14 protein-coding genes are annotated in these 19204 nt (G+C 72.7%); 7 read left to right on the top strand and 7 right to left on the bottom strand.

Translation table 11 applies throughout. The features are described from left to right. Positions 1 to 35: 35 nt before the first annotated feature. Entirely contained in the window at positions 36 to 1301 is a 1266-nt protein-coding gene (locus tag ACWDXC_RS23575; protein WP_364172226.1) for an MFS transporter, read from the top strand. Next, a complete protein-coding gene (locus tag ACWDXC_RS23580; RefSeq protein ID WP_449985360.1) occupies positions 1298 to 2755 on the top strand; it encodes an amidohydrolase family protein in 1458 nt (485 codons plus the stop codon). Before ACWDXC_RS23575 ends, ACWDXC_RS23580 begins: the two co-directional genes overlap by 4 nt. A gap of 57 nt (positions 2756 to 2812) precedes the next feature. Here ACWDXC_RS23580 and ACWDXC_RS23585 read toward each other — a convergent pair whose 3' ends face one another. Both ACWDXC_RS23585 and murA read right to left on the bottom strand, forming a co-directional pair. Further along, positions 2813 to 5149: a transglycosylase domain-containing protein gene (locus tag ACWDXC_RS23585; protein ID WP_449985363.1), complete on the bottom strand. Its 2337-nt coding sequence runs from the start codon at positions 5147 to 5149 to the stop codon at positions 2813 to 2815. Positions 5150 to 5201: 52 nt separating this feature from the next. Continuing rightward, positions 5202 to 6512, bottom strand: a complete 1311-nt coding sequence (gene murA, locus ACWDXC_RS23590; RefSeq protein WP_308125670.1) for a UDP-N-acetylglucosamine 1-carboxyvinyltransferase — start codon at positions 6510 to 6512, stop codon at positions 5202 to 5204. A gap of 64 nt (positions 6513 to 6576) precedes the next feature. Between murA and ACWDXC_RS23595 the strand changes: the two genes are divergently transcribed. Continuing rightward, a complete protein-coding gene (locus tag ACWDXC_RS23595; protein ID WP_357592648.1) occupies positions 6577 to 7110 on the top strand; it encodes a hypothetical protein in 534 nt (177 codons plus the stop codon). An 11-nt stretch (positions 7111 to 7121) separates the two neighbouring features. Here the strand turns inward: ACWDXC_RS23595 and ACWDXC_RS23600 are convergent, their stop codons facing one another. Continuing rightward, positions 7122 to 8492 carry an amidase gene (locus ACWDXC_RS23600; RefSeq protein WP_449985367.1) on the bottom strand — a complete coding sequence of 457 codons (1371 nt, stop codon included), beginning with the start codon at positions 8490 to 8492 and terminating at the stop codon, positions 7122 to 7124. 67 nt (positions 8493 to 8559) lie between these two features. On the opposite strand from ACWDXC_RS23600, the gene ACWDXC_RS23605 reads away from it, so the two are divergent. After that, on the top strand, positions 8560 to 9216 hold the full coding sequence (locus tag ACWDXC_RS23605) for a class I SAM-dependent methyltransferase (protein WP_449985370.1): 657 nt from the start codon (positions 8560 to 8562) through the stop codon (positions 9214 to 9216). 147 nt (positions 9217 to 9363) lie between these two features. Here the strand turns inward: ACWDXC_RS23605 and ACWDXC_RS23610 are convergent, their stop codons facing one another. Both ACWDXC_RS23610 and dnaE read right to left on the bottom strand, forming a co-directional pair. After that, complete coding sequence (locus ACWDXC_RS23610) at positions 9364 to 9984, bottom strand: TIGR03086 family metal-binding protein (protein ID WP_449985373.1); 621 nt, start codon at positions 9982 to 9984, stop codon at positions 9364 to 9366. Between the two features lie 127 nt (positions 9985 to 10111). Further along, positions 10112 to 13639, bottom strand: coding sequence for a DNA polymerase III subunit alpha (dnaE, locus tag ACWDXC_RS23615; protein ID WP_449985375.1), 3528 nt, complete (start codon positions 13637 to 13639; stop codon positions 10112 to 10114). 147 nt (positions 13640 to 13786) lie between these two features. On the opposite strand from dnaE, the gene ACWDXC_RS23620 reads away from it, so the two are divergent. Next, a complete protein-coding gene (locus ACWDXC_RS23620; protein ID WP_449985378.1) occupies positions 13787 to 14998 on the top strand; it encodes an amino acid permease in 1212 nt (403 codons plus the stop codon). A gap of 7 nt (positions 14999 to 15005) precedes the next feature. Here ACWDXC_RS23620 and ACWDXC_RS23625 read toward each other — a convergent pair whose 3' ends face one another. Further along, on the bottom strand, positions 15006 to 15911 hold the full coding sequence (locus tag ACWDXC_RS23625; RefSeq protein WP_449985381.1) for an RNA polymerase sigma-70 factor: 906 nt from the start codon (positions 15909 to 15911) through the stop codon (positions 15006 to 15008). 191 nt (positions 15912 to 16102) lie between these two features. Here ACWDXC_RS23625 and ACWDXC_RS23630 point away from each other — a divergent pair, with 191 nt between their 5' ends. Together ACWDXC_RS23630 and ACWDXC_RS23635 are read left to right on the top strand one after the other, a co-directional pair. After that, a complete protein-coding gene (locus ACWDXC_RS23630) occupies positions 16103 to 16954 on the top strand; it encodes an SDR family NAD(P)-dependent oxidoreductase (protein ID WP_449985383.1) in 852 nt (283 codons plus the stop codon). Positions 16955 to 17138: 184 nt separating this feature from the next. After that, positions 17139 to 18140: an SGNH/GDSL hydrolase family protein gene (locus ACWDXC_RS23635; protein WP_449985386.1), complete on the top strand. Its 1002-nt coding sequence runs from the start codon at positions 17139 to 17141 to the stop codon at positions 18138 to 18140. Positions 18141 to 18155: 15 nt separating this feature from the next. Here the strand turns inward: ACWDXC_RS23635 and ACWDXC_RS23640 are convergent, their stop codons facing one another. Beyond that, the gene (locus tag ACWDXC_RS23640) at positions 18156 to 19058 is read right to left on the bottom strand and encodes a chorismate mutase (protein WP_449985388.1); all 903 of its coding nucleotides are present in this window, start codon (positions 19056 to 19058) and stop codon (positions 18156 to 18158) included. Positions 19059 to 19204: the final 146 nt, after the last annotated feature.

The following is a 19204-nucleotide window of genomic DNA, read 5'->3' on the forward strand; positions in this document are numbered from 1 at the left end:
GAACAATGCAGAAACGCCGCAACACCGGAGACCGTATGGGACTGGCCGAAAACACCCCGGCAACCACCTGGACGCCCGCCAAGATCCGCAAGACCGCCACGCTGACCATCGCGCTGCTCGCCGGCGTGTGGGTGATCGACTACGTCGACCGCGTCATGATGGCGGTCGCGCTGCCGTTCATCGGCGCGGAGTTCGCGCTCACCAAGACCGAGCAGGGCTGGCTGATCACCGTCTTCTCGCTGGTCTACCTGCTGTGCCAGATCCCCGGCGGCATGCTCGCCGACCGGTTCGGGGCGCGCCGGCTGCTCGTCGCCTCCCTGGTGCTGTGGTCGGCGTTCACCGCGCTGACCGGGCTCGCGTGGGGGCTGGCCGCGCTGCTGGTGATCCGGGCGCTGTTCGGCGTCGGCCAGGGGCTGTTCCCCGGCGCGTCGTTCAAGGCCATCGCCGAACGCACCACGCCCGAGCGGCGGGCCACCGCCGCCGGCGCGATGCTCGCCTCCAACGTGCTCGGCGGCGGCCTCGCCCCGCTGATCGCCGCGCCGCTGCTGCTGGTGTTCGGCTGGCGTGACACGTTCCTGGTGGCGGCCGTGGCCGGCGTCGCGATCGGCGTGCTGCTGTGGTCGCTGCTCCCCCGCGCGCTGCCCGGCCACCTCACCGGCGCCGCCCAGGCCACCGGCCCCGCCGCCCGGCCCGCCATCCCGCTCGCGGCCGTGCTGCGCTCGGCCGCCGTGTGGAAGTTCGCCGCGCTGTTCTGCGCCACGAACATGCTCGGCTACGGCATGATCACCTGGGTGCCCAGCTACCTCATGGAGGCCCGCGGCATCTCCCTGCTCAACACCGGCTTCCTCGCCGCGCTCCCCCAGCTCGTCATGACGGCGACGACGCTGCTCGGCGGCTGGCTGTTCGACCGCTACTTCCACGACCGGGCCAGGCTGTACGTGATCCCGCTGCTGCTGTGCACCGCCGTGCTGCTGCTCGTCATGATCAACGCCGAGACCGCCGCCGGGTTCACGCTCTTCCAGACGCTGGCGATGGCCGTGGCCGGGCTGTCCACCATGGGCATCCTCGGCATGCCGGTCCGCGCCCTGCCGCCCGAGGTGATCGGCTCCGGCATGGGCGTCGTCAACGTCGGCGGGCAGCTCGCCGGCGTGATCGCGCCGGTGCTCATGGGCTGGCTCGTCGACCAGTACTCCTACAGCGCCGCGTTCGGGCTGCTCATCGGCACCACCGTGCTCGGCGCGCTGATCGCGCTCATCGTGCCGCAGCGCGCCGACCGCTTCACCCTCGGGAGGGCCTCGTGACCACGTACGACCTGGTGATCTCCCGGGGGCGGGTGATCGACCCCGAGACGGGGCTCGACGGGATCCGCGACGTCGGCGTCAGCGGCGGCACGATCCGGGAGGTGTCGGCCGGACCGCTGCACGGCGCCACCCGCGTCGACGCCACCGGGCTGACCGTCTGCCCCGGCTTCGTCGACCTGCACAGCCACAGCGCCGACCTCGCCGGGCACCGGCTCCAGGCGCTCGACGGCGTCACCACCGTGCTGGAGCTGGAGGCCGGCAGCCTGCCCGTGTCGGCCGCCTACCGCGCCGCCGCCGAGGAGGGACGGCCGCTCAACTACGGCTTCGCCACCTCGTGGGCGGCCGCCCGGATGGCCGTGCTCGCCGGCGTCGAGCCCACCGGCAGGCTGGAGACGCTGTTCGCCAACATCGCCGTCGACGCCTGGCAGCGGCCCGCGACCCCCGAGCAGGTCGCGCGGATCGTCGGCCTCCTTGAGGCCGACCTCGCCGACGGCGCCCTGGGCATCGGCGTCCTCGTCGGCTACGCGCCCCGCACCGGGCCCGACGAGTATCTGGCCGTCGCCGCGCTCGCCGCCGGTGCCGGACGGCCCACGTACACCCATGCCCGCGAGCTCGTCGAGATGGACGCCGGCACGCCCGTCGACGGCGCCGAGGAGATCGTCCGCGCCGCCGTCGAGACCGGCGCGCACATGCACTACTGCCACGTCAACAGCACCTCCATCCGGCACGTCGACCGGGTCCTCGCCCTGGTCGAGCGCGTGCGCGCCGAAGGGGCACGGGTCACCACCGAGGCGTACCCGTACGGCGCCGGCATGACCGGCGTCGGCGCCGCCTTCCTCGCGCCCGAGCTGCTGCACCGGCGCGGGCTCACCCCGCACTCCATCGGGCTGCTGTCCACCGGGCGGCGCATGGCCGACGCCGCCGAGCTCCGCCGCGTCCGTCAGGAGGAGCCCGGGTCGGCGGCGTTCGTGCACCTGCTGGACGAGGACTCGCCCGCCGAGTTCGCCTACATCCGGCGGGCGCTCGACTTCGAGGACGCGGCGGTCGCCACCGACGCCGTGCCCCTGCTGTGGCGCGACGGCGGCGACCCGGCCCGGCGGCTGGAATGGCCGCTGCCGCCGGACGCCGTCACCCACCCGCGCACCGCCGGCACGTACGGGCGCACCCTGCGGCTCGTGCGCGAGCAGGGGATGCTCGGGCTCGCCGAGGCCGTGCGGCGGTGCACGCTCGTGCCCGCCCAGGTCGCCGGGCTGGCACGCAAGGGGCGGGTCCAGCCGGGGGCCGACGCCGACCTCACGGTCTTCGACCCGGACACGGTCACCGACCGGGCCACCTACGCGGCCACGGCGCTCCCCTCCACGGGGTTCCGGCACGTGCTGGTGGGCGGCGTCCCGGTCGTCCAGGACGGCGCCCTCGTCCCGGACGCGCGCCCCGGCCGCCCCGTCCGCGCCTGACCTCCACCGGATGACGGCCCGCCACCGGGCGCGGCCCCGACCCCCGGAGCGGGCGGGTCAGTGGCGGTCGCGGCGGTGGCGGGGGGCGGTGTCGCGGCGGTGGCCGTCACCGTGGCGGCGGCGGGCCTCCGGCGGGCGGCCCTCACGGAGCGGGCCCTCGTACGGGCGCGACTCGTGAGCGCGCGACTCGTGGGCGCGCGACTCGTGGGGGCGGGCGCCGTGGCCGAAGAGCCAGCGGAGGAGCTTGCGGTGGCGCTTGGCGTACGCGCGGTGCCGGCCGCGGCGGCCGTTGTCCTCGCCGGCCTCCTCCTCGCCCTCCTCCAGGCCAGGCGTGTTGCCGCCGCCGAAGCGGCTCATGTCGGGCCCCGGGAACCCCTTGGCCTCGGTGTGGCGCAGGGCGGCGCGCATGGAGTCCACCCAGATGGGCCCCGGCAGCGAGGCGCCCTGGACGGAGCCGTAGTACTGGTCGCCGATGCGCACGTCGGTGAGCGGGTGCTTGTAGGAGCCGCGGATGTCGCCGACGCTCACCGCCGCCGCCAGGTGGGGCGTGTAGCCGGCGAACCAGGCGGAGGTGTAGCCGTTGTTGGTGCCGGTCTTGCCGGCGGCGGGCCGGTCCAGGTCCTGGCCCTTCATCGTGCCCTTGTCGAACACGCCGGTGAGCACCCAGTTGACGGCGTCGGCCACCTGCCGGTCGATCACCTGCTCGCAGGCGGGCGAGACGTGGGTGCGCCGCCCGTCGCGGTCGACGATCTCGGTGATGGCGAGCGGCTCGCAGTAGCGCCCGCGCGCGGCGAAGGCGGCGAACGACGCGGCCACGGTGAGCGGGTCCATCTCGTTGACGCCGAGCGTGAAGGTCGGCACCTCGCGCAGCGGAGCCCCGTCGGCGCGGGTCACGCCGAGCGCCTTGGCGGTCTTGACCACGTTGCAGAGCCCGACCTTGCGCTCCAGCATCATGTAGAAGATGTTGACGGACTTCCAGGTGCCGGTGGAGATGCTGTGCGGGCCGCCCTTGCCCTCGCCGCTGGCGTTGTGGATCTCGGTGCCGGGGTCGTTGACCGGGCGTCCCGAGCAGTCGCGGTAGCCCTGTGACGGCGTCATCACGCCGGGGGTGTCGAAGCCGTCGTCGAAGCGCCAGCCCTGCTGGAGCGCCGTGGCGAGGGTGAACACCTTGAACGTGGAGCCCGCCTGGAGTCCCTGGCCGCCGCCGTGCCGCACGTCGGCGACCAGGTTGAACGTGGTCCTCGGCCCGTTCTTCTTGTTGCCGGGGTTGCGGCCGAACCGCTTGCTGGCGGCCATCGCCTTGATCCAGCCGGTGCCGGGCTCGATCATGGCCTCGGCGGCCACCTCGGTGTCCTCGGCGGAGACCCGCTGGCGGATGGCCTGGTCGGCGGCCCGTTGCGCGCGCGGGTCGAGGCTGGTCCTGACGACGAGGCCGCCTCGGGCGAGCCGCGCCCGACGCACGTCCGCCGTGGCGCCGAACACCTCGTTCGTCATCAGCTCGCGGTGCACGTACAGGCAGTAGTAGGGGTGGTCGCTCTGCGCGCAGCCGCCGGGCTCGGGGCGCAGGCGGATGTTCAGCGGGCTGGCCTTGGCCTCGGCCGCCTGCGCCTGGGTGATGAGCTTGAGCCCGGCCATCCGGTCGAGGACGAGGTCGCGGCGCATCTTCAGGCGGGCACGGTGCTCCTGGCCGATGGACGGGTCGGTGGAGTACGGGGCGCGGACGGCGCCGGCGAGGGTGGCCGCCTGGGTGAGCGTCAGCTCGGCGGCCGTGGTGGAGAAGAACCGCCTGGCCGCGGCCTCGACGCCGTGGGCGCCCGCGCCGAAGTAGGCGATGTTGAGGTACTTCTCCAGGATCTCGTCCTTGCGGTACTTGCGTTCCAGGGCGAGCGCCAGCCGCAGCTCGGTGATCTTGCGGGCGAGGTTGGGGGCGCGGGCCCTGTCGCGTTCCGCCTCGGTGCGGGCGCTCTCGACGAGGATGTTCTTGACGAGCTGCTGGGTGAGCGAGGAGCCGCCCTGCTTGATGCCGCCCGCCTGGGTGTTGGTGATCAGCGCCCGGAGCGTGCCGATGACGTCGAGGCCGCCGTGCTCGTAGAAGCGGGCGTCCTCGATGGCGACGATGGCGCGGCGCATCACCGCCGACACCTTGTCCAGCGGGACGACGGTGCGGTTGGCCTCGTAGAACTGGGCGAACGTCCGGCCGGTGCGGTCGACCAGCCGGGTGACCTGCGACAGCGGCTCCTCCCGGGGCGCGGGCGGCAGGTCGTTGAAGGTGTCGGCGACGCTCTTGGCGCCGATCCCGGCTCCGCTCACGACGGGCGCGGCCAGTGCCGCGACCAGCACCCCGCTGAGCGCCCCCGCCGCCCCGAGCCTGGTGATGGATTTGAGCACAGTCACGCAGATGATCTGCTACCACCCGATCACCGGCAAACGACCCGCTCTTAACTCTTTACTCTCCTCTGCGGATGTTCAGACCAAGCGACTCGAACTGCTCGAACGGGCGGTGGTAGCCGCGCTCGATGTGGTGCACGCCGCGCAGCGTCGACTGCCCGTCGGCCACGGCCGCCGCCAGCACCGCGGAGAAGCCGGCCCGGATGTCGGGCAGCACCACGTCGGCGCCCTTGAGCTGCGACACGCCGCGCACCACGGCCGAGTGGCGGGCGTTGGTGTCGTGGTAGCGGCAGGCGGGACCGCCCAGGCACTGGTCGAACACCTCGATCTCGCAGCCCATGCTCTGCAGCGCGGGCACGTACACGAGCCTGTTCTCGAAGACCGTCTCGTGCAGCACCGACATGCCCTGGCTCTGCGTGAACAGCACCATGAGCGGCGTCTGCCAGTCGGTCATGAAGCCGGGGTGGGTGTCGGTCTGCACCGCCGCCGCGCGCAGCCCCTCGGGCGGGGCGGTCGCGCACACGTACTCGTCGTTGATGTCGAACTGGGCGCCCATCCGGGCCAGCGTGGTGATCGCGGTGACCAGCCGGTCCTGCGGGCAGCCGTGCACGCGCACCTCGCCGCCCGTCACGAGCCCGGCGGCCAGGTACGAGAACGCCTCGATGCGGTCGCCGGCCAGCCAGGTGGAGGCGCCGCGCAGCCGTTCGACGCCCTCGATGACGATGCGCCGGTCGGGCGACAGCTCGATGCGGGCGCCCATCCGCTGCAGGAACAGCGCCAGCTCCACGACCTCGGGCTCCATCGCGGCGTTCTTCACCACGGTCTTGCCCTCGGCCAGCACCGCCGACATGAGGATCGTCTCGGTCGCGCCGACGCTCGGGTACGGCAGCTCCAGCCGGGTGCCGTTGAGCCGCTTGGCCTTGGCGTAGATGCCGGTGTCGCCGACCTCCACCTCGGCGCCCATCGCGCGCAGCGCCTCCACGTGGAAGTTGACCGGCCGCCGCCCGATCGGGTCGCCGCCCACCAGCGGCACGAACGCCTCGCCCGCCAGGTGCAGCAGCGGGCCGAGCATGAGGATCGGGATGCGGTTCAGCCCCGTGAACGCGTCGGGCACCCGGGGCCTGATCTCCGGGCCGCGCTCGATGCGGATCTCCGTCCGGCCGATCTCCACGCTGATGCCCAGGGCGCGCAGCATGTCGGCGGTGATGCCGACCTCGCCCACCTCGGGGGCGTTGTGGATGCTGCTCTCGCCGCTGCCCAGCATGGCGGCGACCATGTGCTTGGACACGCCGTTCTTGGAGCCGCGCACGACGACGTCGCCCCGGAGCGGGCCGGAGGGTTCGATGAGCCAGACCTTCTCTTCAATCACGAAGTGAGCCTAACCGGGAGATACCATCGGTCTGGCAGAGACTCAGAACGCGAAGGGGAGTGGCGTGGCGAGGGAAGTACGCGTTTTCGCGGTCACTGTCCTCTCCCTCGCCGCACTGGGGGTGCCCGCCGGGCTGGTCTGGTCGGCCCTGTCACCCCGGCCGCCGTACCTGGTCACGCAGGAGGCGACCGTGCTCGCCGACCCGTCCACGCAGGCGCTGATCGCCGCCGATGGCTGGTTCGCCACCGTGACCGGCGCGCTCGGGCTCGCGTGCGGGGCCCTCGCCTGGTTCCTGAGCCGCCGCCGCCAGCTCGCGGCGCTGCTCGGGCTCTGCGCGGGCGGGGTCCTCGGCGCGTACGTGACGCTCTGGGTGGGGTCGGCGTTCACGATCGGCGTGGTCACGGTGGAGGCCGCGGCGGCCCCGGGCGCGCAGCTGACGCCGGGGCCGCTGCATCTGACGGCCAAGGGCGTGCTGGTGTTCTGGCCGCTGCTGGCGGTGGGGCTGTTCGGGCTGCTGGAGGGCATGCACGGCTACCGCGACTCACCGCTGCGGCGGCCGTACGGGCTGGCGCCGCCGCTGCCGCCGCCGGACCGCTGACCGCCCGCTCCTCAGAGCGGCGGGCGGCGCAGGCCGTGGCCGGTGGCCTGCTCGAACGCCCGGGCCACCCGCAGCACCCTGGCGTCCTCGAACGGCGCCCCCACGATCTGCACCCCGACCGGCAGCCCCTCCGGCGTGAACCCGGCGGGCACGGACGCGGCCGGCGCGTGCAGCACGCTCACCCAGTACGCCGACCGCATCCAGGTCAGGTAGTCGGGCAGCTCGATCCCGTTGATCTCACGCACGTACGGGTCCTCGACCGGGAACGGCGGCACCTGGCTGACGGGCGCGATCAGCACGTCGTGGTCGTCGAAGAAGGCGGCCATCCGCTGGTAGAGGCGGCTGCGGGCGCGCTCGGCGCGGGCCAGGTCGGCGCCGGTCACCGTGCGGCCCTGCTCGACGTTCCACGCGGTGTTGGCGCCCAGCCCGTCGAGGTCGCCGTAGGCGAGCGCGTAGAACCAGGCCCGGTAGGTGCGGAAGGCGTCGTCGGCGTCGCGCAGGTCGAGCTCCACCTGCTCCACCCGCGCGCCGAGGCGTTCGAGCACGGCGGGCGCGCTCGCGGTGACCGCCGCCGTCGCGGCGTCGACCGGCAGCCCGCCCAGGTCCGGGCTCCACGCCACCCGCAGCCCGGCGACGCCCTCCTCGGGGTCGGGGGTGAAGGGCTCCCTGATCGCGTACGGTGACCGCCGATCGAATCCCGAAATGACCGACATCATCAGGGTGAGGTCGTCGACCGTCCTGGCCATCGGCCCCGGCACCGACAGCGTGTACCAGGCGGCGATCTCGGACGGGCTCGGCACCCGGCCCGGCGTCGGCCGCAGCCCCACCACGTTGCAGAACGACGCCGGGTTGCGCAGCGACCCGCCCATGTCGGAGCCGTCCGCCAGCGGCGTCATCCCGCAGGCGAGCGCCGCCGCCGCGCCCCCGCTGCTCCCCCCGGCCGACCGGCTCAGGTCGTACGGGTTGCGCGTCACCCCGAAGACCTCGTTGACCGTGTGGGAGCCGGTGCCGAACTCGGGCGTGTTCGTCTTGCCGAGCGAGACGGCGCCCGCCTCCTTCAACCGCCGGACGACGAGCGCGTCCTGGTCCGGCACGTGACCCGCGTACAGCGGCGAGCCGTACGTGGTGCGGATCCCGGCCGTGTCGGCCAGGTCCTTGTGCGCGACCGGCACCCCGTGCAGCGGCCCCACCGGCTCCGCCGCGTCGGCCGCCTTGGCCGCATCCAGCGCCTGCTCGGCGGCCAGCGTGACGATCGCGTTGACCTGCGGGTTCGCCTGCTCGATGCGGTCCAGGTGCGCCTGGAGCAGCTCGACGGCGCTCACCTGGCGGGTCCTGACGAGGCGGGCCATCTCGGTCGCGGTCAGGTAGTGCAGCTCGCTCATCCTGCGATCCTCCCGCACCCCCTCGGGGGCCGCGACGGCAAGGGTTGCCATCTCCTAGGATGCCGGAATGTCCGAAACGCTCTCTCCCCCGCCGGGCAGCGCCGCCGCCGTCGCCCACGTGTGGGACGCCCGCGCCGACCGCTACCTGGAGCTGTTCCGCCACGAGCTGGCCGGCAAGCCTTACGACCGCGAGGTCCTGGCGGCGTTCGCCGGGCGTGTCGGCCCGGGCGGGCGGGTCTGCGACGCCGGCTGCGGGCCCTGCGGGCACGTGACCGCGCTGCTCGCCGGGCACGGCCTGGACGTGCTGGGCGTCGACCTGTCGCCGCGCTGCGTCGAACTGGCCGCGCGCGAGCAGCCCGGGTGCCGGTTCGCGGTGATGGACCAGCGCGACGTGACCGGCGGGCTCGACGGGCTGGTCTCGTACTACTCGCTGCACGACCAGCCGAAACGCGAGCTGCCCGGCACCCTCGCGGCGTGGGCTCGAGCCCTGCGGCCCGGCGGCGAACTCCTCGTCGTGGCCAAGCAGGGCGACGGCGACGACGTCATCGACGACCCCCTCGGCACCGGGCTGCGCGTCTACTGGGCCGAGTTCACGCCGGGCGAGCTGGAGTCGGCGGCCCGGGCCGCCGGGTTCACGATCGGCGAGATCACGGTACGGGAGGCGTACGAGGACGAGATCGCCGCCCGGCGCATCTACCTGACCGCCACCACCCGCCACCCCTGACCAGCTAGAACTACCCGCCCAGCGGCACCCACCGGCGAAGGGCCCCCTGCTCAGGACGGCCCATCCCGGCCGCTGACCAGAAACCACCCACCCAGCGCCGCCCGGTCAGGACCGCGTGGCCAGGGCCGCCTGGTCCGGGGTGCCCGGTCAGGGGTGCCAGTGGGGGTCGCGGCCGATGAAGGCGAGGAGGCGGTCCTGGGTGGAGGCGTCGTCGCCCACCGGCACTTCGGGGCCGAACACCTCGACACCGGGGCCGAAGGCGCCCGGTTCGCGGAACTTCGCCACGAGGTCGGCAGGCAGCGCCCGCATGGCGGCCCAGCCCTGTTCGACGTCCTCGGGGTCGATCGTGGCGTCCTGGGAGGTGGCGACCGCGAGGTCCCAGCCGTGCAGCGGCAGGTCGGCGCTGACCACCTGGTCGATGTGCTCGGCCGCGGTCAGCCTGCCGGCGGGCGTGTCGCAGAGCCGGCCGGCGAGCGCGGGATCGGCCAGGATCGCCTCCACGTCGGCGCGGGCGGCGCGGTAGGCGGCCACCGGGTCCTCGGCGGCCGGCGGGGCCGGGCTGAGGCCGCGGTCGAACGGCCGCAGCATCACCGCGTGCATGTCGATGATGTGCCGCAGCACGTCCAGGACCGTCCACTTGGCGCACGGGGACGGGCCGTCCCACTGCCCGGGCCGCACGGCGACGACCTTGCGCTCGAACGCGTCGGCCCTGCGCCGGTAGCGGGCGGCGATCTCGGCGACCCTCTCGGCGGTGATCTCGCTGGTCACGGGACTTCCCCTTTCCTGGCGGACGGTGCTGCCTGACGTGCGGCTCTCTACCCGGACGACTCCCTCGGACCGGCCCCTGGGGAAGCGGCCCGAGGAGGCCGTCCGCAGGGAAGCGGTCCTGAGGGGGTCAGGCGCCCAGGCAGGCGGGGCCCAGGAGTTCCTTCAGGTCGCCCATCAGGGCCGGGGAGGGCGCCACGCGGAGCCGGTCGTCGACCCGCATGACGGTGGTCTTGGGGCCGTTGTGCACCTGCAGGTGGACCTCGGAGGTGCCCGGGTGCGTGGTGAGGATCTCCTTCAGCCGGCTCACCACCGGCGGCGTGCAGCGGGTCAGCGGCAGGCTCACCAGCAGAGGCCCGCCCGCCTCCTGGGTCAGGTCGGGGGCCGTCACCTCCATGGCGATGATCTTGGCGACGTCCTCCCGCTTGTCGATGCGCCCCTTGACGAAGACGATCGCGTCCTCGGCCAGGATCGTCGAGCACAGCTGGTAGGCCGACGGGAAGATCATCACCTCGATGGCGCCTTCGAGGTCCTCCAGCTGGGTGAGCACCCAGGTGTCGCCCTTCTTGGTGACCTTGCGCTGGACGCCGCTGAGGATGCCGCCGAGGGTGACGACCTGGCCGTCGGCCCGGCTCTCGTCCTGGACGGCGGCGATGGAGCAGTCGGCGCCCGAGGCGAGGATGTGCTCGACGCCGAACAGCGGGTGGTCCGACACGTACAGGCCGAGCATCTCCCGCTCGAACTGCAGCAGCGTGTTCTTGTCCCATTCGCCGACGGGGATCTGCACGTCGAAGGTCTGGTCCTCGCCGCCGTCGATGGCGCCGAACAGGGAGTCCTGGCCGATGGCCTCGTTCTTCTTGATGTCGATGATCGCGTCGACGGCCTGTTCGTGCACCATGACCAGGCCCTTGCGGACGTGGCCGAGGGAGTCGAAGGCGCCCGCCTTGATCAGCGACTCGATGACGCGCTTGTTGCAGACGATCGCCGGGACCTTGCGCAGGAACTCCTTGAAGTCGGCGAAGCGGCCCTTCTCCTTGCGGGCGGTGAGGATGCCGTCGACGACGTTGCCGCCCACGTTGCGCACGGCCGACAGGCCGAAGCGGATGTCGGTGCCGCGCGGGGTGAAGTCGAAGTCGGAGTCGTTGACGTCCGGCGGGAACACCTTGATGCCCATGCGGCGGCACTCGTTGAGGTAGAGGGCCGACTTGTCCTTGTCGTCCTTGACCGACGAGAGCAGCGCGGCCATGTAGGCGGCCGGGTGGTTGGCCTTGAGGTAGGCCGTCCAGTAAGCGATGAGGCCGTAGGCGGCGGTGTGCGCCTTGTTGAAGGCGTAGTCGGAGAACGGCAGCAGGATGTCCCAGAGCGCCTTGATGGCGGCGTCGGGGTAGCCGTTGTCCTTCATGCCCTTTTCGAAGGAGGCGTACTGCTTGTCCAGCTCCGACTTCTTCTTCTTGCCCATCGCGCGGCGCAGCAGGTCGGCGCTGCCGAGCGAGTAGCCGGCCACCCGCTGGGCGATGGCCATGACCTGCTCCTGGTAGATGATCAGGCCGTAGGTGGTGTCGAGGATGTCGCGCAGCGGCTCCTCGAGCGCCGGGTGGATCGGCGTGATCTCCTGCTGGCCGTTCTTGCGCAGGGCGTAGTTGGTGTGCGAGTTGGCGCCCATCGGGCCGGGCCGGTAGAGCGCGAGGGCGGCGGAGATGTCCTCGAAGTTGTCGGGGCGCATGAGCCGCAGCAGCGAGCGCATGCCGCCGCCGTCGAGCTGGAACACGCCCAGCGTGTCGCCCTTGGACAGCAGCTCGTAGCTCTTGCGGTCGTCGAGCGGCAGCCCGAGCAGGTCGACCTTCTCACCCGTGGTCGCCTCGATCATCTTGAGGCAGTCGTCCATGATGGTGAGGTTGCGCAGGCCCAGGAAGTCCATCTTGAGCAGGCCGAGCGTCTCGCAGGTCGGGTAGTCGAACTGCGTGATGATCGCGCCGTCGGAGTCGCGGCGCATGATCGGGATGTGGTCGGTCAGCACCTCGGCCGACATGATCACGCCGGCGGCGTGCACGCCGGTCTGCCGGATCAGCCCCTCCAGGCCCTTGCCGAGGTCCATCGTCGCCTTGACGTCGACGTCCTCCTCGTAGAGCCTGCGCAGCTCGCCCGCCTCGTTGTAGCGCGGGTGGTCCTTGTCGAAGATGCCCGCCAGCGGGATGTCCTTGCCCATGACGGCGGGCGGGAACGCCTTGGACACCTTGTCGCCGAGCGCGTAGGGGTAGCCCAGGACGCGGCCGGCGTCCTTGATGGCGGCCTTCGCCTTGATGGTGCCGAACGTGGCGATCATGGCGACCTTGTCGGCGCCCCACTTCTCCGTCACGTAGCGGATGACGTCGCCGCGCCTGCGCTCGTCGAAGTCGATGTCGACGTCGGGCATGGAGACGCGCTCGGGGTTGAGGAACCGCTCGAAGATCAGGCCGTGCGGCAGCGGGTCGAGGTCGGTGATGCCCATCGCGTACGCCACCAGCGACCCGGCGGCCGAGCCTCGGCCGGGGCCGACCGGGATGCCGTTCTCCTTGGCCCACATGATGAAGTCGGCGACCACGAGGAAGTAGCTCGGGAAGCCCATCTGCTCGATGATGCCGATCTCGTACTCGGCCTGCCTGCGGTGCTCGTCGTCGTAGCCCTCCGGCCAGCGCCGGTCCATGCCCTCCCAGACGGTCTTGCGGAAGAACTCGCTCTCCGTCATGCCGTCGGGGATCGGGTAGGTGGGCATCAGGTTCTTGAACTCGAAGAACCCGGACGGGTCGACCTTCTCGGCCACGAGCAGCGTGTTGCGGCAGCCCTCGGCCCACAGGTCGGAGGAGTCGACGGCGCGCATCTCGTCGGCGGTCTTGATGTAGTAGCCGCTGCCGTCGAAGCGGAACCGGTCGGGGTCGGAGAGCTGCTTGCCCGTCTGGATGCACAGCAGGGCGTCGTGCGAGGCGGCGTCGGACTCGTAGGTGTAGTGCGAGTCGTTGGTGACCAGCGGCGGGATGCCCAGCTCCTTGCTGATGCGGGTCAGCCCGTCGCGGACGCGGCGCTCGATGTCGAGGCCGTGGTCCATGATCTCCAGGTAGAAGTTGTCCTTGCCGAAGATCTCCTGGTATTTGGCGGCGGCCTTGACCGCCTCGTCGTACTGGCCGAGGCGCAGGCGCGTCTGCACCTCGCCCGACGGGCACCCCGTGGTCGCCATCAGGCCCTCGGAGTGCTCGGCGAGGATCTCGGCGTCCATCCGCGCCCACTTGCGGACGAACCCCTCGGTGTAGGCGCGCGAGGACAGCCGCATCAGGTTGTGCAGGCCGGTCTTGTTGCGCGCCCAGATCGTCATGTGGGTGTAGTAGCCGCCCGCGGAGACGTCGTCCTTCTTCTGGTGCGGCTCGCCCCACAGCACCGGCTTCTTGTTGTGGCGCAGCTCGGGCGCCACGTAGGCCTCGATGCCGATGATCGGCTTGATGCCGGCGCCGGTCGCCTGCTTGAAGAAGTCGTAGGCGCCGTGCATGTTGCCGTGGTCGGTGATCGCGATCGCCGGCATGCCCAGGTCGCCGACCTGCTTGAACATCTGCTTGAGGCGCGCGGCACCGTCGAGCATGGAGTATTCGGTGTGCACATGCAGATGGACGAACGAGTCGCTGGACGACATGGAGCGGCGCCTCCCCGGTCTGAATGTGGTTGTGCGCTCCGACTCTAGTGGTCCCCGCCGACACTCCGGGCGCGGCGTGCCGCACCCCGCCCGGAGCCGCCGCGCCGATATCGTCGCCGTCACGGACCGTGACGAAGGAGACACCGGGTGCCTGCCGAGACGGACGAGGGATACAGGCCCGCGCTGGGCAACCGCCAGGTGCAGATGATCGCGATCGGCGGGGCGATCGGCGTGGGACTGTTCCTCGGCGCGGGCGGCCGGCTGGCCGCCTCGGGCCCCGCGCTCGTGCTGTCGTACGCCGCCGCCGGCGTCGCCGCGTTCTTCGTCATGCGGGCGCTGGGCGAGCTCGTGCTCTACCGGCCCGCCTCGGGGTCGTTCGTCGAGTACGCGGGCGAGTTCGTCGGGCCGTGGGCCGCCTTCGCCAGCGGCTGGATGTACTGGCTGAACTGGGCGTTCACCGGCATCGCCGAGCTGACCGCGATCGCCGCGTACGTGCACTACTGGGCGCCGGCGTTCCCCCAGTGGGCGACCGCGCTGCTGGCGCTGGCGTTCGTGCTCGTCGTCAACCTGCTGTCGGTCCGGCTCTTCGGCGAGCTGGAGTTCTGGTTCGCGCTGCTGAAGGTGCTGGCCATCGTCACGTTCCTGGTGGTCGGGCTGGTGCTGGTGGTGTTCGCCGTCGGGCAGGCCGGGCCGGGCAACCTGGTGGCGCACGGCGGCTTCCTGCCGGCCGGGTTCCCGATGGTGCTGATGAGCCTGCAGTCGGTGGTGTTCGCGTACGCCTCCATCGAGCTCGTCGGGATCGCCGCGGGCGAGACCGCCAGGCCGCGCGAGGTCATCCCGAAGGCCGTCAACGGCGTCGTGTGGCGCATCGCGATCTTCTACGTGGGCTCGGTGCTGCTGCTGGCGATGGTGCTGCCGTGGACCGCGTACGAGGCGGGCACCTCGCCGTTCGTGACCGTCTTCGCCGGGCTGGGGGTGCCGTGGGCGGCCGACGCGATGAACCTCGTGGTGATCACCGCGGCGCTGTTCTACTTCCTGCCCGCGCGGGCGTTCAACATCGCCACCGCCGCCGCCTCCCTCGGCGTGATCACCACCTGGGGCACGCTGGTCTACTGCCAGCTCCGGCTGCGCGCCACCGGGCACCGCTCGGCGTTCCCGATGCCGGGCAGCCCGTACACCAACTGGCTGACGCTGGCGTTCCTGGCGCTGGTCGTCGTGCTGATGCCGTTCGCCGACGACGACCAGCGGGTGGCGTTCTTCCTGCTGCCGGTGGTGGCGGCGGCGATCGCGGCGGGCTGGGCGGCGCTCAGGCGGCGGGGGCGCGCCGCGGCGCCCGCCGATCCGGCCGTGGCCGACTGAGCGGGGTTCAGCGCAGGGTGAGCTGGACCTCCGACTCGATGCGGGTCAGCTTGTGCGGGTTGCGGACGTAGTACAGGCCGGCGATGCGCCCGTCCTCGACCTGGAGGGCGATGACGCCGTCCGTCTCGCCGTCCACGCGCACGACCAGGCCGGGGGCGCCGTTGATCACTGTGGGCTCGCCGGTGAGCGTGACCCGGGCCTTGCCGATGCCGCCGGCGATGTAGCGGGCCACCTTGCCGGCTCCGCTGATCGGCCTGGGCGCGGCCTGGCGGACGCCGCCGCCGTCGCTCATCAGGACGACGTCGGGGGCGAGCACGTCGAGCAGTCCCTGCGTGTCACCGGTCTCCAGGGCGCGCAGGAACGACTCCATCACCGCGCGGGTCTCGTCCGGTGAGACCGTCTCGCGGGGGCGGCGGGCCTCGACGTGCCTGCGGGCCCGGTGCGCGATCTGGCGGACGGTGGCGGGGGTCTTGCCGACGGCCTCCGCGATCTCGTCGTACGCGACGTCGAACACCTCGCGCAGCACGAACACGGCCCGTTCGGTCGGCGACAGCGTCTCCAGGACGAGCATGAGCGCCATCGACAGGCTCTCGGCGAGCTCCACGTCCTCGGCCACGTCGGGCGTGGTGAGCAGCGGCTCGGGCAGCCACGGACCGACGTACGCCTCCTTGCGCCGCTTCAGCGTGCGCAGCCGGTCGAGCGCCCGCCTGGTCGTGATCCGCACCAGGTAGGCGCGCTCGTCGCGCACCTGCTCCAGGTCGATCCTCATCCACCGCAGCCAGGTCTCCTGGAGGACGTCCTCGGCGTCGGCCGCCGAGCCGAGCATCTCGTACGCGACCGTGAACAGCAGGTTGCGATGGGTGAGGAACGCAGCGGTCGCCTGGTCCGTCGTCGGGTCGCTGTGCTCGTCCATCTCCGGCTCCTGTCCGTCCCGCTGTGTCTCATGCACAAGGCGCCGGCCGGGGCCCCGGCGTGACAGCCGTGACCGGTGACACGCGTCACACCACCGCGGCTGTCACAGCCGCCAGGGGGCCGGCGACTCATGGGCGTCAGCGTGCCGCACGGCACGCACCCCTGACGACTGAGCATGAACGGGAGAACGCCATGAGCAAGGTCTGGTTCATCACCGGCACGTCCCGCGGCCTGGGCCGTGAGTTCGCCGAGGCGGCGCTGTCGCGCGGCGACCGGGTGGCCGCGGCCGCCCGTGACCCCAGGAGCCTGGAGGCGCTGGCGGACGCCTACGGTGACGCGGTGCTCCCCCTCGCCCTGGACGTGACCGACAGGGCCGCCGTCTTCGAGAGCGTCAGGCGCGCCCAGGAGCGGTTCGGCCGCCTGGACGTCATCGTGAACAACGCCGGGTACGCCCAGATCGGCGCGGTCGAGGAGCTGACCGAGCGGGAGCTGCGCGACCAGATGGAGACGAACCTGTTCGGCGCCGTGTGGGTGGTCCAGGCCGCGCTGCCGTACCTGCGCGAGCAGCGTTCCGGGCACATCGTCCAGCTCTCGTCGGCGGCCGGGGTCATCGCCATGCCGCTCGGCGGCGCCTACCACGCCTCCAAGTGGGCGCTGGAGGGGCTCAACGAGGCCCTGGCCGGCGAGGTCGCCGGGTTCGGCGTCAAGGTGACCGTGATCGAGCCCGGCGGCTTCGCCACCCGCGACGGCAAGAACCCGGACCCGCTGGCCAACGGCCACATGGCCCGGATGGACCCGGCCTACGACGAGCTGCGGCAGCGGCTCGGCGCCGCCGCAGGGAGCCAGCCCGCCGGTGACCCGGCCGCCGCGGCCCAGGCGCTGCTCACGCTCGTCGACCTGGACAACCCGCCGCTGCGGGTGCTGTTCGGGCTGGGCTTCCAGCCGATGATCGAGCGCGCCTACGCCGACCGGCTCAGGACCTGGGCCGACTGGCAGGACCTCTCGGCGCGGGCGCAGGGAGCCGGGGCGAGCGCCCGCGCCTGATCATCCGGTGTTCTAGGCTCGGTGGCGGAATGGCCGTCACCGGGGGGAGGCAGCGCTGGACGGGGCGAGGACGCGCACGGAGCGGTGGGCGGGGCTGAAGACCGCGATACGCGGGTCAGCCGGGTTCGCCCGGATCGCCGGGCCGGCGGGGAAGGTCAGGCTCGCCCTGGCCGCCCGGATCGGTGTGGCCGTGGTGGCGGGCGCGGCGCTGGCGCTGTCGGTGGTGCCGCTCGGGCTGCACACCATGCTCGGCTGCGCCGTTCTCGACGTCGGCTGCGCCCCGGCCGAGCCGCGCGGGCGGCTGCCGGAGCTGACCCGGCTGACGCCCGTGGAGGTGGCGCTGAGCGGCGGCTACGTGGCGCTCGGCGACTCCTACTCCTCCGGCGAGGGCGTCTACGACGGCGCGGGGGCGCCCGCCGGTGAAGGCGCGGCGCGCTGCCACCGCTCCGAGGGCTCCTACGCGCCGCAGGTCGCGGGCGCGCACGCGTTCGGCGGCGAGGCGGGCTTCTGGGCGTGCAGCGGCGCCACCGCCGGCCAGCTCCTGCGCGGCCAGCACGGCCACGCGCCCCAGGTCAGCCGCGTCAGCGCCGGGACGAGCCTGGTGACGCTGAGCATCGGCGGCAACGACGCCGGGTTCGCCCCCGTGCTCACCGAGTGCATCGCCAAACTGCCGTGGTCGTCGGCCTGCGTCGACCAGGACGCCCGGGTGCGGCAGCGCATCGACGAGTTGCGGCCCCGGCTGCGCCAGGTGCTGGCCGAGATCCGGGCGCGGGCGCCGGAGGCGCGGGTGATCGTGCTCGGCTACCCGAGGCCGTTCCCCGCCGCGCCGTCGAAGACCGTCACCAACCTCTCCGCCGCCGACCAGCGCTGGCTCAACGGCGTCACCCGGCTGCTCAACGACGCCGTGGGGGCGGTGGCGCGGGAGTTCGAGCAGCTGATCACCGCGTTCGGCGCGCCGGGGAGCGTCGAGTACGTGGACGCCTACGACGCCTTCGACGGGCACGAGGTGGGGCAGCCGCGCCCGTATCTGAACGGGCTGGTCGTGGACCTCGGCGAGCTGACCGTCAACGCGCGCAGCTTCCATCCCACCGCCGACGGCTACCGCCGCTTCGCCGAGCTGGTCAACGAGCGCATCGCCGCCGGGCCCGGCCGCCCGATGAACAACTTCCGCCTCGCCACCCCCTGACCCGCCCGGGGATGGTCACCGGCGGGCGCGCTCTTCGGCGAGGTGGAGTCCGGCCTCGATGACGGCGTTCATGACGGGGGCCAGGCGGGCCTCGCCGAGCTCCGGGGCGCGCTGCGCCATCCGGGCCACCAGGGCGCGCTCGCGGGCCGGGTCGCGGCCGGCGAAGCCGCCGACCGGCTTGAGGCGCTGCACGATGCCCGCCAGCTCGGCGCGGCGCTCCAGGAGGGTGGCCAGCGCGGCGTCGACCCGGTCGATGGCCTGGCGGCAGTCGGCGAGCGTGCCGGGCGCCTCGGGGCGCAGCAGCGCGCCGACGAGCGTCACGGCCTCCTCGGCCAGGGCGTGCTCCTCGGCGGAGCCGCCGACGACGAGCCCGTCGGCCCCCGCCGCCACGGCCGCCGCGCTCAGCTCCGCGCCGAGCCGCACGCCCTGCGCGCCACCGCCCGGAGCAGGGTCGGGGCTCGTGCTGATATTTCCGGACAAGTCGGCAAGCACCGGCAGGCCGGACGCCTCCCGGGCGGCACGCATCAGCCCCAGGTCGGCGCTCTCGCACAGGATGACCTGGTCATTGCCCTCGGCGGCCACGTAACCGGCCACCCCCAGCCACTCCTCCAGCGTCGCCGACGGCCGGCGCTCCACCACGACCGGCAGCCCCAGCGCGGCCACCGCCCGGATCAGCGGGATGTCGCGCGTCCACGCCGACCCGATCACCACGCCTCTGGCCCGCGCCGCGATCGCGGGCAGGTCGGCGGCTCCGGCGGGCTCGGCCAGCGTCACCCCGTCGCGCAGCCGTTCGGCGGCGTCCGCGCCGCGCCCGCCGCGCTCACGCAGGCTCACCCGGTCGCTGATCACCACGGCGGGGCCCTCGCCCACCCGCAGCCCGCCCAGCGTGACCACGTGCCGTTCCAAGGTCGATGACATCTCGGCTCCCCAATCGGCCGGCTCTCCCGGAACCGGCGGAAAAACCAAAAAGGCAGAGACGCGGCGTCTCTGCCTTGTGCCGACTCCAGGTGGTCGCTAGCTGACGACCGGCCCTCCCGGAGCCGGCTCGGTAAACGCGTAGCGAC

This window comes from Nonomuraea sp. NPDC003214, assembly GCF_053590035.1.

Bases quoted from the DNA above. Each gene is read 5' to 3' on its own strand.
- ACWDXC_RS23640 (WP_449985388.1), bottom strand. From the start codon at position 19,058: ATGTCATCGACCTTGGAACGGCACGTGGTCACGCTGGGCGGGCTGCGG.
- ACWDXC_RS23600 (WP_449985367.1), bottom strand. From the start codon at position 8,492: ATGAGCGAGCTGCACTACCTGACCGCGACCGAGATGGCCCGCCTCGTC.
- ACWDXC_RS23625 (WP_449985381.1), bottom strand. From the start codon at position 15,911: ATGGACGAGCACAGCGACCCGACGACGGACCAGGCGACCGCTGCGTTC.
- dnaE (WP_449985375.1), bottom strand. From the start codon at position 13,639: ATGTCGTCCAGCGACTCGTTCGTCCATCTGCATGTGCACACCGAATAC.
- ACWDXC_RS23605 (WP_449985370.1), top strand. From the start codon at position 8,560: ATGTCCGAAACGCTCTCTCCCCCGCCGGGCAGCGCCGCCGCCGTCGCC.
- ACWDXC_RS23630 (WP_449985383.1), top strand. From the start codon at position 16,103: ATGAGCAAGGTCTGGTTCATCACCGGCACGTCCCGCGGCCTGGGCCGT.
- ACWDXC_RS23575 (WP_364172226.1), top strand. From the start codon at position 36: ATGGGACTGGCCGAAAACACCCCGGCAACCACCTGGACGCCCGCCAAG.